At 74.0% G+C, this 15,047-nt stretch carries 14 protein-coding genes; 6 read left to right on the plus strand and 8 right to left on the minus strand.

Annotated features, from left to right (window positions below; translation table 11 throughout):
• Window positions 1-90 precede the first annotated feature (90 nt).
• From ACIPAE_RS06910 to ACIPAE_RS06920, 3 genes are read right to left on the minus strand one after another with little or no spacing between them, the layout of a single operon-like run.
• Entirely contained in the window at window positions 91-1,275 is a 1,185-nt protein-coding gene (locus ACIPAE_RS06910) for a bifunctional 2-methylcitrate synthase/citrate synthase (RefSeq protein ID WP_402443386.1), read from the minus strand.
• 33 nt (window positions 1,276-1,308) lie between these two features.
• Window positions 1,309-2,214: a methylisocitrate lyase gene (prpB, locus tag ACIPAE_RS06915; RefSeq protein ID WP_402443388.1), complete on the minus strand. Its 906-nt coding sequence runs from the start codon at window positions 2,212-2,214 to the stop codon at window positions 1,309-1,311.
• Entirely contained in the window at window positions 2,214-3,824 is a 1,611-nt protein-coding gene (locus ACIPAE_RS06920) for an MmgE/PrpD family protein (protein ID WP_402443390.1), read from the minus strand. The genes prpB and ACIPAE_RS06920 overlap by 1 nt, the downstream gene beginning before the upstream one ends.
• A gap of 309 nt (window positions 3,825-4,133) precedes the next feature.
• Between ACIPAE_RS06920 and ACIPAE_RS06925 the strand changes: the two genes are divergently transcribed.
• Window positions 4,134-5,591 (plus strand): short-chain fatty acyl-CoA regulator family protein, encoded by a 1,458-nt coding sequence (locus tag ACIPAE_RS06925; RefSeq protein WP_329373518.1) that lies wholly within the window; start codon window positions 4,134-4,136, stop codon window positions 5,589-5,591.
• Between the two features lie 61 nt (window positions 5,592-5,652).
• On the opposite strand, the gene ACIPAE_RS06930 is transcribed toward ACIPAE_RS06925, so the two are convergent.
• Entirely contained in the window at window positions 5,653-6,093 is a 441-nt protein-coding gene (locus tag ACIPAE_RS06930; protein ID WP_402443392.1) for a hypothetical protein, read from the minus strand.
• Window positions 6,094-6,357: 264 nt separating this feature from the next.
• Between ACIPAE_RS06930 and ACIPAE_RS06935 the strand changes: the two genes are divergently transcribed.
• Window positions 6,358-6,882, plus strand: a complete 525-nt coding sequence (locus ACIPAE_RS06935) for a hypothetical protein (RefSeq protein WP_402443394.1) — start codon at window positions 6,358-6,360, stop codon at window positions 6,880-6,882.
• Here ACIPAE_RS06935 and ACIPAE_RS06940 read toward each other — a convergent pair.
• Window positions 6,866-7,765: a hypothetical protein gene (locus tag ACIPAE_RS06940; protein ID WP_402443396.1), complete on the minus strand. Its 900-nt coding sequence runs from the start codon at window positions 7,763-7,765 to the stop codon at window positions 6,866-6,868. The two genes, ACIPAE_RS06935 and ACIPAE_RS06940, sit on opposite strands and share 17 nt — an antisense overlap.
• A 65-nt stretch (window positions 7,766-7,830) precedes the next feature.
• Here ACIPAE_RS06940 and ACIPAE_RS06945 point away from each other — a divergent pair, with 65 nt between their 5' ends.
• Window positions 7,831-8,646 (plus strand): N-acetylglucosamine-6-phosphate deacetylase, encoded by an 816-nt coding sequence (locus ACIPAE_RS06945; RefSeq protein WP_402443397.1) that lies wholly within the window; start codon window positions 7,831-7,833, stop codon window positions 8,644-8,646.
• 278 nt (window positions 8,647-8,924) lie between these two features.
• A complete protein-coding gene (locus ACIPAE_RS06950; RefSeq protein ID WP_402443399.1) occupies window positions 8,925-10,073 on the plus strand; it encodes an aminoglycoside phosphotransferase in 1,149 nt (382 codons plus the stop codon).
• 129 nt (window positions 10,074-10,202) lie between these two features.
• On the opposite strand, the gene ACIPAE_RS06955 is transcribed toward ACIPAE_RS06950, so the two are convergent.
• Window positions 10,203-10,802: a TetR/AcrR family transcriptional regulator gene (locus ACIPAE_RS06955; protein ID WP_402443400.1), complete on the minus strand. Its 600-nt coding sequence runs from the start codon at window positions 10,800-10,802 to the stop codon at window positions 10,203-10,205.
• A 58-nt stretch (window positions 10,803-10,860) separates the two neighbouring features.
• Here ACIPAE_RS06955 and ACIPAE_RS06960 point away from each other — a divergent pair, with 58 nt between their 5' ends.
• Complete coding sequence (locus ACIPAE_RS06960; protein WP_329373488.1) at window positions 10,861-11,280, plus strand: VOC family protein; 420 nt, start codon at window positions 10,861-10,863, stop codon at window positions 11,278-11,280.
• Here ACIPAE_RS06960 and ACIPAE_RS06965 read toward each other — a convergent pair.
• Window positions 11,264-12,265 (minus strand): LysR family transcriptional regulator, encoded by a 1,002-nt coding sequence (locus ACIPAE_RS06965; RefSeq protein ID WP_402443403.1) that lies wholly within the window; start codon window positions 12,263-12,265, stop codon window positions 11,264-11,266. The genes ACIPAE_RS06960 and ACIPAE_RS06965 overlap by 17 nt on opposite strands.
• A 332-nt stretch (window positions 12,266-12,597) precedes the next feature.
• On the opposite strand from ACIPAE_RS06965, the gene ACIPAE_RS06970 reads away from it, so the two are divergent.
• Window positions 12,598-13,350 (plus strand): hypothetical protein, encoded by a 753-nt coding sequence (locus ACIPAE_RS06970; RefSeq protein WP_402443404.1) that lies wholly within the window; start codon window positions 12,598-12,600, stop codon window positions 13,348-13,350.
• Between the two features lie 130 nt (window positions 13,351-13,480).
• On the opposite strand, the gene ACIPAE_RS06975 is transcribed toward ACIPAE_RS06970, so the two are convergent.
• Window positions 13,481-14,935, minus strand: coding sequence for an FG-GAP and VCBS repeat-containing protein (locus tag ACIPAE_RS06975; protein ID WP_402443406.1), 1,455 nt, complete (start codon window positions 14,933-14,935; stop codon window positions 13,481-13,483).
• Between the last annotated feature and the right edge of the window lie 112 nt (window positions 14,936-15,047).

Genomic DNA, 15,047 nt, shown 5'->3' on the forward strand with positions numbered 1-15,047 from the left:
TGGGGATGAACTTCCTTATGTTTCAGTTGACGACTTGAGTGACGACTCGCGTGCCGATCCGGCGGGGGCTGCCCCCGTCGTCGTGCCGGGTCAGGAGGCGCTCGGGACGGGGCGCTGGGGGCGGCCGTCGTAGGAGGCGAGGGGGCGGATCAGGGCGTTGTGGGCGAGCTGTTCGGTGATGTGGGCGGTCCAGCCGGTGATGCGGCTCATCACGAAGATCGGGGTGAAGGCCGGGATGTCGAAGTCCATGAGGTGGTAGGCGAGTCCGGCCGGGTAGTCCAGGTTGGGGTGGATGCCCTTGCGGTCGGCCATGGCCTGCCGCAGCGCGGCGTGCAGGGCGGCCAGGCGCGCGGCTTCGGGGTCGGTGGTGCGGGCGACGAGGCGGTCGGTGGCCTCCTGCATGATCGGGACGCGCGAGTCGCCGCGCTTGTAGACGCGGTGGCCGAAGCCCATGATCTTGCGCTTCGATGCCAGGGCGTCGTCGAGCCAGGCCCCCGCGCGCTGCGGGTCGCCGATCTCGTTGAGCATGTGCATCACCGCTTCGTTGGCGCCGCCGTGCAGCGGCCCCTTGAGGGCGCCGATGGCCGCGGTGACCGCGCTGTAGAGGTCGGAGAGCGTGGAGGTGACGACGCGGGCGGTGAACGTCGAGGCGTTGAAGCTGTGTTCGGCGTAGAGGATGAGGGAGATCTCGAAGCATCGGACCACTTCCGGCTCCGGTACCCGGCCGAAGCACATGTGGAAGAAGTTCTCGGCGTAGTCGAGAGCCGGGTCGGGCTGGATCGGGTCGAGGCCGCGGCGCCTGCGGTGGTCGGCGGCGACCACGGTCGGCAGTTTCGCCAGCAGGGCCAGGGACTTGGCGCGGTTGGCGGCCGGGCTGCCGTCGTCCTCGGTGGGGTCCTCGGCACCGAAGAAGCTGACGGCGGTGCGCAGGACGTCCATGGGATGGCAGGTCTCGGGCAGCCGGAGCAGGAGTTCGGCGGTGGTGCGGTCCAGCGGGCGCAGGGCACGCTCGCGGGCCCGGAACTCGCGCAGTTGCGCGCTGTCGGGCAGATCGCCGTACCAGAGCAGGTGGGCGACCTCTTCGAAGGAGCGGTTCGCGGCAAGGTCCTGGACCGGATAGCCGCGGTAGGTCAGGGAGTTCGTCTCCTGGATGACCGTGGAGATCTCGGTGGTGTCGACGACGACACCGGCGAGACCGCGGTGGATGTCCGGGACCGCGGACGAGGTCGCGGGCGGTGTCGCGGGCGGTGTCGCGGGCGGTGCGGTGCGGGGCATGGGGCCTCCAACGAGGGTGCGGCCGGGCGGGGTTCAGGTGCCGGGCGGGAGGGTGAAGTCGAAGACGGCCGAGTCGAAGGCCGTGTAGTCCTCGTAGCCGAGGACTTCGTAGAGCCGGGAGCGGGTCTGCATGCGGGGCAGCAGGGACTCCTGGGTGCCCTCGGCGGCCAGCGTGCGCAGGCCGTCCTCGATGGCGCCGCTCGCGAGGCGGAAGAGGGTGACCGGGTAGAGGGCGATGTTGTAGCCGAGGTTCTCCAAAGTGGCCGCGGTCAGCAGCGGGCCCTTGCCGAACTCGGTCATGTTGGCGAGCAGCGGCACGTCGAGGGCTTCGCGGAACGCGGCGAACTCCGCCTCGCCGGCGAGGGCTTCGGGGAAGATCGCGTCGGCGCCGGCGTCGACGTACGCCTTCGCCCGGTCGATCGCCGCCTGGAGGCCCTCGACGCCACGGGCGTCGGTACGGGCCATCAGCAGGAAGTCGCCGTCCCGCCGGGCGTCGGCGGCGGCCCGTACCCGCTGCACCATCTCCTCGCGCGTCACCAGTGTCTTGCCGTCGAGGTGGCCGCAGCGCTTGACGCTGATCTGGTCCTCCAGGTGCATTCCGGCCAGGCCCGCGTCCTCGAAGAGCTGGATGGTGCGGGCGGCGTTGACCGGCGCGCCGAATCCGGTGTCGGCGTCGATCAGCACCGGCAGGTCGGTGACGCGGGTGACCTGCTGGGCGCGGGCGGCGACTTCGGTCGAGGCGGTCAGGCCGATGTCGGGCAGGCACAGTTCGGCGGCCAGCACAGCGCCGGAGAGGTAGACCGCTTCGAAGCCGTGTTCCTCGATCAGCTTCGCCGAGTAGGGGTTGATCGCGCCCGGCATCCGCAGCAGCCGGCCGGAGGCGAGGTGCTGCCGCAGCGCGCGGCGGCGCTGGGCGGGTGTGGTGCGGGTGTGCAGCATCAGAACAGGCCCTTCGGGAGCTGCGCGTCGTAGGCGGCGACCGCGTCCGTGTCGACCGCCGGGAACAGGCCGGTCAGCCCGGCGCTGTCCAGATCTGCGAGCCGGCCGGCGGCGTCCAGGAACGCCTCCTGCGCGCCCGGCGTGGCCACGCCCTCGGTGAGGGCGCGGAACTTGCCCGTGTAGCCGGCCCGGTCGAAGGGGCGGGCGCCGGCGGGGTGGGCGTCGGCGACGGCGAGTTCGTCCTCGATCACCGTGCCGTCGGTGAGCGTGATCACCACCCGCCCGCCGAACGCCCGGCGCTGCGGGTCGGGGTCGTGGTAGCGGCGGGTCCAGGCCGGGTCCTCCACCGTGGAGACCTTCTGCCACAGCTCGACCGTCTCCGGCCGCCGGGCGCGCTCGGGCGCGTACGAGCGCTCGTGGTGCCAGGTGCCGTCCTCCAGGGCGACCGCGAAGATGTACGGCACGGAGTGGTCGAGGGTCTCGCGGCTGGCGTGCGGGTCGTACTTCTGCGGGTCGCCGGAACCGGAGCCGATCACCTGGTGGGTGTGGTGGCTGGTGTGCAGCACGACGCGGGCCACGTCCCTCGTCGAGCCGATCCGCTCCCGCAGCCGGCGGGCGAGGTCGATGACCGCCTGGGCCTGGTACTCGGCCGAGTGCTCCTTGGTGTAGGTGTCGAGGATCGCCCGGCGCGCCTCGCCGGGCTCCGGCAGGGACACCGTGTACGACGCCTTGGGCCCGTCGAGCATCCAGGCGAGGAAGCCGTCCTCGCCCTCGTAGATCGGGGAAGGGGCGCCCTCGCCGCGCATCGCCCGGTCCACCGCCTCGATCGCGGCCTTGCCGGCGAAGGCCGGCGCGAACGCCTTCCAGCTGGAGATCTCGCCCTTGCGGGACTGCCGGGTCGCGGTCGTGGTGTGCACCGCCTGCCCGACCGCCTGGGACACGACGCCGGTCGGCAGCCGCAGCATCGCGCCGAGGCCGCAGGCGGTGGCGGCGCTGAGGTGCGCCACGTGGTCGATGCGGTGGGCGTGCAGGCAGATGCCCTTCACCAGGGCGACGTGGATCTCGTAGGCGACGATGATCCCGCGCAGCAGGTCGGCGCCGGAGCGTCCGGTGTGCTGGGCGACCGCGAGCAGCGGCGGGATGTTGTCGCCGGGGTGGGAGTACTCGGCGGCGAGGTAGGTGTCGTGGAAGTCCAGCTCGCGCACCGCGGTGCTGTTCGCCCACGCCGCCCACTCGGGTGACACCCGCCGGCCCGGGTCGGTGCCGAAGACGCAGGCGCCGGGCGCCGCCGAACGCGCTGCCGCCCCCGTTCCGGCCACCGAACGCGCCGCCACCCCGGTTCCGGCCGCCGCACCCGCTGCCGCCCCCGTTCCGGCCACTGGGTGCGCGGCCGCCTGGGACCTGGCCACCGCAACCGGGCGGCGGCGCAGGGACGCGACCGCGACCGACGCGTTGTCGATCACCCGGTTGACGGCCATGGCCGCGGCTGCCGGGTCCAGGTCGGCGGTCTCCTGGGTGCCGGTCGCGACGGAGGCCAGCTTCCAGGCGAGCTGCTCCTCGCGCGGCAACCGGTCGGCGCTGGGATGGACACGTACCTGATGGTCGATCACGGGACTCCTCACGGTGTTCGTCGGACGGGACCGGCGACGCCCGGGAACTCGCTCGTCCGGCGCGGTCCCGTCGGCCTCCACCGCCGAGCATTCACCCGGCCCGCGGTCCGGGCGAGCGCTCCACATTGCTGAATCCGTACAGCCGCACCTTGCGGATCTGCGAATTCTGCGAAATGTGCGGATGGTATCTTCACAAGGACGACGGGGACGACGGGGACGACGGGGACGACGGGGACGACGGGGACGACAGGGACGGCGCAGCGGCACCCGGCACGCGTCCGCCGCGGCGGAGAAGCGGGCGGAGGGCACATGGCGCGAACGGCCGGACGGAAGATCTACGCGCACGCCAAGCTGCGGCGGCTGCGTGCCGAGCGCGGCATGAACCAGGTCGAACTGGCCCGCGCGCTGGGCATCTCGACCAGCTACCTCAACCAGATCGAGCACAGCCAGCGGCCCCTGACCGCCCCTGTGCTGCTGCGGATCGCCGAAGTCCTGGGCGTGGAGCCGGAGTTCTTCTCCGAAGCCGCCGAGGAGCGGCTCGGCACCGACCTGCGGACCGCGCTCGGCGACGAGGCCACCGATGTGTCCGTCCCCGCCGAGGAGGTCGCCGAGGTCGTGCGCGACCATCCGGAGGTGGCCCGCGCCCTGGTGGCCCTGCACCGCCGCTACCGGGACGCCGCGGAACAGGTCGCCGCCCTCGCCTCCGCCGACGCCCCCGCCTCATGGATCAGCACCCTGCCGCCGGCCGAACCCCACGACGAGGTCCGGGACTTCTTCTACGCGCACCACAACCACTTCGGGCAACTCGACAGTGCGGCCGAACGCGCCGCCCGATCCTGGGGGCTGGACTCGGCGCGTACGGCGGCGGACGTCCTGCGCCGGCGTCTGGCCGAGCGCCATCACGTCACGGTCGTGCAGGCGACCCGCCGGCGGTCGGCGGACGTGCGGCACTTCGACGCGGCCCGCGGCCTGCTGATCCTCTCGCCGTGGCTGACCGACGGCAGGCAGGCGTTCCAACTCGCCACGCAGATCGCGCTGCTCGAACACCGCCCGCTGCTCGACACCCTCATCGACTCCGCCGACCTCACCTCCCCTCAATCCGAGGACCTGGCCCTGATCGGACTGGCCAACTACTTCGCCGGTGCGCTGCTGATGCCGTACACGGCGTTCCGCGCGGCCGCCGAGGAGGTGCGGTACGACATCGAACTGCTCCAGGCACGCTTCGGCGTCGGCTTCGAGACCGTCTGCCACCGGCTCAGCACCCTGCAACGCTCAGGAAACCGCGCCCGCGGAGTGCCGTTCTCCTTCCTCCGCGTCGACCGGGCCGGGAACGTCTCCAAACGCCAGTCCGCCACCGACTTCCACTTCTCCCGCTTCGGCGGCACCTGCCCGCTGTGGACGGTCTACGCGGCGTTCTCCTCCCCCGGCCGCATCCTCACCCAGGTCGCCGAAATGCCTGACGGCAAACGCTACTTCTGGGTCGCCCGCACCGTCTCCCGAGGCGGCGCGGGACACCACGCGCCCCGCGCCGAATTCGCCGTCGCCCTGGGATGCGAGCTACGCCACGCCCACCGGCTGGTCTACGCCGAAGGCATCGCGCTGGACGATCCGCGTGCCGCGACCCCCATCGGACTCGGCTGCCGGATCTGCGAACGCCGCGACTGCGCCCAACGCGCCAGGCCGCCGGCCGGCGGCCGGCTCGCGGTCGACCCCGACCGCCGCACCTACGTCCCCTACCCCGTGGAAAGCTCCGACAGCGCCACCTGACACCGCAGGGGGACGATCTCCGCTTCGCGGTCCTCGGCGATACGTCCCGGGTGGGGAGCCCTCAGTAACCGCTGGAGCCGAAGTCGCTCTTGTGGGCCTGGTAGTGAGCGTCGTTCGCGGCGATGACCCGGTCGACGGCCTTGGCCACGTCGCTCTTCTCCGGGGGCTGCCGACGCCGGTCGCTCGCCGGCGCCCCGAACGTCGGCCCCGAACTCCGGCGCCGGCTGCGGGCATTGCGCAGCTCGTCCCACTTGTGTGTCGGCCACCACCAGTCGGTGTTGTCCCAACGCCCCGGCACGCGGACGCGATGGTCGTGCCACTGGAACGGGCGCATCGCGGTGACGCGTCCGTCCGAGGCCATCCGTCGCAGCACCTCGCGGACGGCGTCGGCGGATGTCCTCCCGGCAGCCGGGGCGTCCGCGGCCAGGCCCCGCTCGACGTCGATCGCCGCCGCGATCGCGTCGGCCGACGCGGGTGTCTCCAGCGCCAACACGACGCGCACCACGACGTGTTGCGCGGGCCGATACCGCGGCTGCTGCACCACGGGGTCATCCGGTACCGCCTGCTGCGCGCGAGGCCGCAACCACCTCGGCATCCTCATGGCCCCTCCCCCTCCGGCGAGTCGACACCACTGCGTACCAGCGTAGCCCGCGCGTCTCACCCGGGGCCGTGTCCGCATGCCCAGGAATCAACCCTGACAGGCCGTGGAGGGGGACACTGGTCTCGTACGCACGGCAGCGCCGGCGTGCCGGGGGAAGGGGAGACGATGACTCGGGGAACGCGTGCGGACGAGGCCGACCGCGAGGCACTGGCGCGCGCACGGCGGGCGGCCGAAGAGCACCGCCTGGGCGGCCACGTCCTGACGGAGCAACTCGGCAGTCGTGCCGGTGGACTCGGATGCGCCTCGACGGCTCTGGCGGTCCCCCTGACGGTGGTGGGTATCGGCTTGCTCCTCGGCCCCTACCCCACGACGGCCCGTACGATCGCGGCCGTGCTGCTCGTCTGCGCGGTGGCGATCCCCGTCATCGGCATCCGGGCCGAAGGCCGGCTCCACCACCGCGACACACGGCTGCACATCTTCGACCACGGCCTCGTGGTCACCAGGTCCGGCCACCACGCCCTGTGCGCCTGGCCGGACCTCCGCATCGAGGAGCGCACGGAGCACGGGACGTACGGCAGCGGCGGACAGCGGTTCACCGCGCACTGGCTCCACCTGTCCGCCCACGGCGACCCGCTGTGCCGGCTCAACACCCGAAGCCCCGCCGCCCGGCACGTCACCACCGAGCACTGACGCCGCGGGCAGCGGCTCGGGCGCCGTCCGCGGTCAGCAGGGTCAGTGCCTCGGTCAGCAGGGCCACGACCACCGGATCGGCGATCAGGTCCGGGCCGAAGACCTCGGTGACCGCGAGGAGCCGGCCGACGACCTGGCCGGCCGAGGTGCAGCCCTGGACGGCGGTGCGCAGCTCGGGGGCGAGCGGGTCGTCCAGGTCGCGCGGGGCGCCGGTGTCGGTGCGGTCGGTCCACACCCAGCGCATCCAGGCCGCCACGGCGAACGCGGTGCGGCGCGGCTCGACACCGGCGGCCCGGCAGGCACGGATCGTGGCGAGCAGCCGCTGCGGGAGCTTCTGCGAACCGTCCATCGCCACCTGCGCCGTGCGGTGCCGCAGCGCGGGGTTGGCGAAGCGCCGCAGCACCCCGTCCGCGTACTCCCGCAGGTCCATACCGGCCGGCGCGTCGAGGGTCGGGATCACCTCCTCGGCCAGCATCCGCTCGACCAGGCCGGCGAAGCCGCCGTCGGCCACGGCCGCCGCGACACTCGTGTCGCCGGCCAGCGCACCCAGATAGGCCAGCGCCGAGTGGGCGCCGTTGAGCATGCGGAGCTTGACCTGCTCGTAGGGGTGGACGTCCGCGGTCAGTTGCGCGCCGACCGCCTCCCAAGCCGGGCGCGGGCCGGCGAAGTCGTCCTCGATCACCCATTGGCGGAACGGTTCGGTGACCACGACACCGGCGTCCTCCACCCCCAGCAGCGCGGCCACCCGCTCCCGGTCGGCCTCGGTCGTGGCCGGCACGATCCGGTCCACGACGCCGCTGGGGAACCGGACCTGGGCGGCGATCCAGGCCTGCAACCCGGCCGCCTCGGCGGCAGGCAGCAGGTCGACGAACTCCGCGACCAAGCCGCGCAGCGTGGCCCTCCCGCGTCACCGAGGCACGTGCGGCCGACGCCGACTTCGCCGCCTGCGTGCCCGGCATCCACCTGGAGGGTCCTTACCTCTCCGCGCACGACGGCTACCGGGGCGCCCACGACCCCGATGTCCTGCGAGACCCGGACATCGCCGAGTTCACGGACTGGCAGCGGGCCGCGGACGGCCTGATCAGGATCGTCACCCTGGCTCCCGAACGCGCGGGGGCCGAGGAGTTCACCCGGTACGTGACGCGGCGCGGGGTGACCGCGTCCATCGGGCACTCGGCCGCCTCCGCGGCGGACGTCGAGTCCTTCTGCCGGGCCGGCGGCCGGCTCTCGACCCATCTCGGGAACGGGCTCCCGGCGACCGTCGAGCGCCACGACAACGTGCTCTGGCCGCAGTTGGCGGCGTCCGGACTGTGGGCGACCTTCATCGCCGACGGCCACCACCTGCCGGCTCCGGTGCTCACCGCGCTCCTGCGCGCGAAGGGGCCCGGTCGCAGCGTCCTGGTCAGCGACGCCGTCACGGTCGCCGGCTGCCCGCCCGGCGACTACCGGACCGCGGTCGGCGGGAACGTCACGGTCGAGGACAGCGGCCGGGTCTCGCTGCGGGGAACGCCCTACCTCGCCGGCAGCGGCGCCTCGTTGGCCCAGTGCGTCAGGTGGGCCTGCGTCGGCGCGGGCCTGCCGACCGCCGATGCCGTCGCCATGGCCACCCGGCACCCGGCGGACCTGCTCGGCCTGGCCGACCGGGGCCGCCTGGCGGTCGGTGCGCGCGCCGACCTCGTCCAGTTCGAGCGCGACGGCGACGGCCGGCCCGGCGCGGTCCGCACCACCGTCGCCGGCGGCGTCGTGCGCTACTCGGCCGCCTGAGGTCCGCCGCGTGCATCTCCGCGGCACCGGCCGCGCCGCCCGGCGCGCCACGCCACCATCGCCGGCCGCACGTCACCGCCGCCGGGCCGCTCGCCGGGGTCACCGCCCGCTGCCGCGTGCCGCGTTCCGGCTCCCGACGCCCAACTGCCCTGCTGTCCCTCCGCGTTCGGCGGCGCGATCAGCGACATCCGGCGCCGCGCACCTGGCAGGATGGCCACCGCGGGGCGCAGGGCCGCAGCACGCCTGACGACCTCCGCACACCTGGGAAGAGGGGCATCGTGCACAGCGCCGACCACCGCAGGACCGATCCCGCATCGGGCGAGGAGGGCGCGGGAGCGGTCCTGGACGCCGGTGACGGCAGGACCGTGGTCACCTCGCCCCCGCCCTCCGTCCTCGGCGACGGCCCCGTGAGCGTGGAGTCGCTGCGGCACAACAAGGTGAACGCCGCCGTCTTCGGCATCTGGCGGGTGCGCGGTCCGCGACGATCGGCGGTGGTCAAGGTCGCCCGCCCGCCCGGCGTCGAGACGAGCAGGTACTGGCCCACCAGCGGCGACCCCGCGCACTGGAACTACTGGCGGCGCGAGGTGTCGGCCTACGAGTCGGGCCTGGCCGCCACGGCCTACCGCGACGCCGGCATCGTGGCACCGGAGCCGCTGAAGATCCACGCCCGTGCGGACGGCCTCGTCGAGGTGTGGCTCGCGAACGTCGAGGGCAGCGAGGGTTTCGCGTGGTCGGTGCCCCGGATCGCGCGCTTCGCCCGTGAGTTGGGCGCGGGCCAGGCCCGGTGGGCCGGCCGGGTCCCCGAGACCGCCTGGCTGTCGCGGGGATTCCTGGCGCAGTACCTGGCCGAGGGCCCGGCGCTGTCCGTGGACGTGCGGGACGCCGACTGGGACCACCCGAGCGTGCGGGTGTGGCCGGATCGGCTGCGGGCGGGGCTACGGCGGTTGTGGACCGGGCGGGAGCGGGTGCTCGCGGCGGCGCGGTCGGCGCCGCGCACCCTGTGCCACCTCGACCTGTGGCCGGCCAACCTCATCGACGACGCCGGCCGATCGACTCTGCTGGACTGGTCGTTCACCGGGGAGGGCGCGGTCGGTGAGGACCTGGCGAACCTGGTCGTGGACTCCTTCAGCGACGGGCTGATGGACATCGGCCTGCTGCCCGAGGTCGCGCAGACCGCCACCGACGGCTACCTCGAAGGGCTGCGCGACGGCGGCTGGTCGGGTTCGGACGCCGATCTGCGCGGCGCCGTCGCGGCGTGCGGCGCGGCGAAGTACAGCTGGCTCGGCCCCGCCGTACTCGGCCGGGCCGTCCGCGACGACCTCGGCACGTCCTCCTACAACAGCGACGGGTCGGCCGCGGAGTCGGCCGCGCGCCTGACGCCGCTGCTCACCCTGATCGCCGAGTGGGCGGAGACTGCGGGCAGTTGAGGCCCCGCTCGCTCCCCCGCCCCTCCGCCGTGCACGGCCCGCCGCGGGCCGCTTCGGCGCCCGCCACGACGCTCCGGGCGCGATGACCGGCCGACCCGACGGCACCCGGCCGGCGTTCGTCCGCCCTCGTCAGTCGGGTGCGCAGATGTCCCGCGCGGTGCGGGCCGCGCGCTGCGCGGTCAGGTCCAGGGCCTCCGCCGAGACGCCGAACAACCCCTGGCGCAGGAAGACCGCGATGCCGTGGGCCGCGGCGGCGACGCGCAGCAGCAGGTCGTAGGCCGCGTCGTCATCGGGGGCGAGTCGTGCGGCGGCCGGCATCAGCGCGGCCAGCAGGTCCTCCCCCGCGGCGGCGAGTTCCGGGTGCTCCGCCTTGTCCAGCCCGGTGGAGAAGGTGACGTCGAACAGGGCGCGGTCCTCCGCCGCGAAGCGGACGTAGGCGGCCGCGAAGGCCGCCATCTGCTCGACCGGGTCGTCGGTGCGGGCCATCACCCGGGTGAAGCGCTCGCGCTGTTCGCGGTAGCCGCGCTCCGCCAGCACGGCGAGCAGGGCGTCGCGGTCGGCGAAGTGCTTGTAGGGGGCGGCGGCGCTGACCCCGGCGCGGCGGCTGGCCTCGGCCAGAGTGAAGCCGTGGGGACCGCGCTCGGCGACCAGGACCAGCGCGGCCTCTTCCAGAGCGCGCCGAAGGTCACCGTGGTGCCGGCCGGTGGGCCGCTTGCCAGGGGGAGCCATGGCGGTAAGGTTAACAGCATTCACCAGGTAAAGAGGATTAACCTCGGAGGTGCCCGCCATGCCGTCCCCCGCCGCCCGCTTCCATCACGTCAGCCTCTCGGTGGCCGACCTGCCCGCCCAGGAGCGCTGGTACGGCGCCGCGTTCGGCCTCGACCAGGTCGAGGAGCGCGTCGACCTGCCCTCCGCCGGGGTGCGTACCGCCGTCCTGTCCGACGGCCGCGGCCTGCGCGTGGAACTGATCGAGCGCAGCGGGTCCCGGCCGGTGTCCCACCCCGATCCGATGGCCGCCGCGGCCGATCGGACCTTCGGCCATCTCGCGCTCCAAGTCCCCGACCTCGACGCGGCGTTCGCCCACCTCACCGGGGACTGCGGGGCGCGGACCGTCTCTCCCCCGGCGCCGGGCGCCACCGCGGGCATGCGCTACGCCTACGTCCACGACCCGGAGGACAACCTGCTCGAACTCATCGAGGTCCGGTAAGGCCGCGCGGGGCCGTCGGGGGCGGGTCGGCCGGGTCGCGCAGGGGGCGGATGATGATGTCGCCGCTGCCCTGGTCGGCCAGGGTGAGGGCCTCGGCGTGGTCGCGGGCCGCCTGCTGGAGCGCGTCGACCGCCGCTTTGGCCGCGGTGGCGCCGTCGCCGTGGCCGGTGCGGTAGAGCGTCCGCGTGATCTGGCTGCCGGTGACGGGCAGTCCGGTCACCGTGACCTGGTCGAGCCGCGCGGCGAGATACGCGGGCAGCACCGCCGCTCCGACCTGCCCCGCCAGCAACGCCTTGACGGCGATCACGTGGTCGGCGAGATGCTCGACCGAGGGTGTGACCGCGTGGGCGGCGGCGAAGCGGGCGAAGGCGCGGCCGCGCGCGGAGTGGGCCGGGGCGCTGATCCAGGGGCGGCCGGAGAGCTCGGCGGCGGTGGGCATGCCCCAGGCGGCCGGGACGACCACCCGGTACTCGTCCTCGCTCAGTACCTGCGCGCGCACCGCCGGCGGCAGGGGCAGCGCCGTGTCCCGGTCGTCCACGACGACCAGGACGTCCAACTCGCCCAGCCGCAGCCGCCGCAGGCCCTCCGGCGGGGAGGTCTCGGTGAACCTCGGCTCGACCTGCGGGAACCACCGTTCGAGCAGCCGCAGCGCGGGCACCGCGATCCGGGCGAGCACTCCCGAGGGGGCGCCGATCTCCACCGGGCCCTGCACGAGCCCGCGGTTCGCCGTACCCAACTGCTGTGCGGCGGAGGTGAGTTCGTGGGCGATGCGCTCACCGGCCGCGGCCAGCAGCCGTCCGGCCGCGGTGAGTTCCAGCCGCGGGCCGGAGCGATCCACCAGGGCGAGGCCGACCTCCCGTTCCAGGCTGGCCAGTTGCTGCGAGACGGCCGACCGGGTGTGCCCGAGGGCCCGCGCCGCGGGGGCGAGCCCGCCGTGGTGCGCGATCGCGTGCAGGACCAGCAGGCGCCTCGGATCGAGGTCCATCCGCGTGCGCCCTCCTCCGGCCCGGTCGCGTTCCTCCGACCCGGCTCCAACTCCAGCTCCAACTCCAGCTCCAGCTCCAAGCCCGGGTCCGGGTCCGGGTCCGGGTCCGGGCCCAAGCCCGAGCCCGAGTCCGGCTCCAACTCCGGCGACATCGTGCCATGGGGTCGCGCCCGGCACCAGTTCCGCTGGCGGGGGGTGGAAAGCGTCGCTGTACGAGGGAGCTGCCCCGCGGGCGTACCGGTGCCAGACTTGCCGGCGACCCCAGGGCTCCGGCCGGCAACCGCCCTGGTTCCGCCCGCCCGGAAACGGGTCCCGCCCTGAGGAGGCCGCACATGGCACGTACCTTTCCGCCGCGCCGACGGACATCGGCCGCTGTCGTACTGGCCGTGGCGTGCGCGCCGTTGTCGGCCTGCGGCCCGGCCCACCACGCGGCCGCCGCCCCCGCCGGCTCCACGGCCCGGCCCAGCGCCGCCGCCAGCGCGGGGGGCTCGACCGGCGCGGACGGCTCAGGCGGTGGCAGCGCCGGTAGCAAGCCCGGCGCCGACACCAGCGCCGGCGGCACCTCGTACGTGCTCACCGCCCCGCGGACCGCGGCCGGCTACCCGCAGGGGCAACCGTCGGCCGACGTCATCAAGCGGGTGAACAGCGACCTCCAGCAGTCCGCCAAGCAACTCGACGTGTCCGGCACGGCGGTCCACGCTTACTACGACGACCGCGCGGACGGCGCGTGGATCTTCTACAGCGGCGTCAACGGCACCGGCTTCGACCCCGGCCATCTCCACGACGCCCTCGACCGGCCCCCGGCCGTCAAGGAGGACGGCGCGGGCGACCGGGTCACCACCAGCGCCGCCGACGCCGACCCCGGACCGCACGGCGGGCGCGCGATCTGCAACACCTACATGATCGAGAACGCGATGCTCGCCACCGCGGCCACCACGTGCTCCTGGTTCACCCCGACCACGGCCGCCGCCGTCACCCTCGTCATCAAGGGGGACGGCACCAACACCAAGATCGGCTTCACCGCGGCCGACGTCGCCCCCGTCATGCGCGCCATCCGCGCGGCCGTGGAGAAACCCCGGCCCTGACCCGGCGGGTGCGCGGTGATCGAGCCGGCCGGCCAGGAGTGCCGCCGACGACCAATCGGCGCCCGCCAGTTGTCAGGGGCCGCCCGTGTCCGTGGCCACCCGTGTCCGTGGCTACCCGTGTCCGTCTGTGTCAGTGGCCGAAGGCGAGGCTGTCCCCCGGCGCCGGCTTCAGTCCCAGATCCGCGGGCCCGATGCGCGTCGGCGCTGCGGTGCTGAGGCCGGCGGGGCCGCCGCGCAGCACCCGCACCGCGTCGTCGGCCGCGCTCGCGTACGACGTGCCGATCGCGAGTTCGGCCGCGCCGTCGCCGTTCAGGTCCTGGATCGCCAGCGTGGGCCGCGTCGAGAGGCCGGGCACGCTCATCGCGTTCTCGACGGTCAGACCCTTCGGTCCGCCGCGCAGCACCAGTGCCACCATCGTGCCGTCCTTGGCCGGGACGGCGAGCGCGACGTCGGCGTAGCCGTCGCCGTTCACGTCACCCGTCGCCGGCGCGTACCCGAAGTCGCAGCCTGAGGGGTCCGGTGCACCGGGCAGCCCTGGTGTCTTCGCGCTGATCACGGTGGGCTTCAGGCCGGTGCTCTGTCCGCTCTGTCCGCCGTACGCGACCATCAGCCGGCTGCCGCCCTCAGGCGTGGTCTCCTCGCCGATGCTCTCGCAGGTGAGGCCGACGATCACATCGGCGTAGCCGTCGTGGTTCACGTCGGACGTGAGGGTGGACGCGCCGTACAGGTCCTTGCCGTTCGCGTCCTTGAGGCGCGGGCCCTTCTTCAACACGCCGTCGGCCGCCCCTAGGTACACGACGGTGGCGCGGGGGGTCGGGGCCTCGTCCGCGAACACGTGCGACCAGGTGACCACCACATCGTCCTTGCCGTCGCCGTTCACGTCGCCGATCGCGGTGGGCCGGGCGGTGTAGTACGACGGGTTGTCGGGGGTGAGGTCGAGTGTCGTGGTGCGGGCGGGTTTGCCCGCGCGGGTGAACGGGCCGAAGCGGATCGTCACCTGGCGGTCCGTGCCGCCGGTGGTGCCACCGGTCGTGACGAGGTCCGCGTGGCCGTCGCCGTCGAAGTCGCCGACGAGCGGTGCGGCGCCGGTCAGCTCGACCGCTCCGGAGAGTTCCTTCCTTCCGCCCCAGACCACGAAGACCGTACTGCCGCCGGCCTGCGTGATGAGGTCGCTGCGGCCGTCGCCGTCGAGGTCGGCCGTGACCGTGTCTCTGCCGAACCCGCCGCCGGTGCCCGCCTTGCCCAGGCCGAGGCTGTCCTGCGTGATCACCTGGTGGCGCCGGACGTCGGGGCCGGCCGCCGAGCCGTACACCACGGCCACGTAGCCGGCGGCGTACTTGCCGTTGACCGTGGCGGCGGTGTCGGTGAGGACGAGGTCGGCGTGGCCGTCGCCGTCGAAGTCGGGGTGGAGTCCGGTGGTGGCCGTGGCCGTGGCGGAGGGCGGGGCCGTAACGGCCGTGGTGGCCGTGGTGGCCGTGTCGGTCGGGGACTCGCTGGGTGGGGCGGCGGAGCCGGGCCCGCCACCGGGAGCGCCGCAGGCCGCTGCCGCGGTCAGGGCCAGGACGGCGAGAAGTCGCTTCCGCATGCGGGTTGGACCCGGGCCGGCCCCGAAGGGTTGTGCGGGCGGCCCGGATCAGCCTGGTCGCTACCCGCGCGTCGCGATGAGTTCCGCGGCGTGCGGCAGTCGTACTGTCGAA

It is taken from the genome of Streptomyces sp. NPDC087270 (assembly GCF_044744625.1).
Classification (GTDB): Bacteria; Actinomycetota; Actinomycetes; order Streptomycetales; family Streptomycetaceae; genus Actinacidiphila.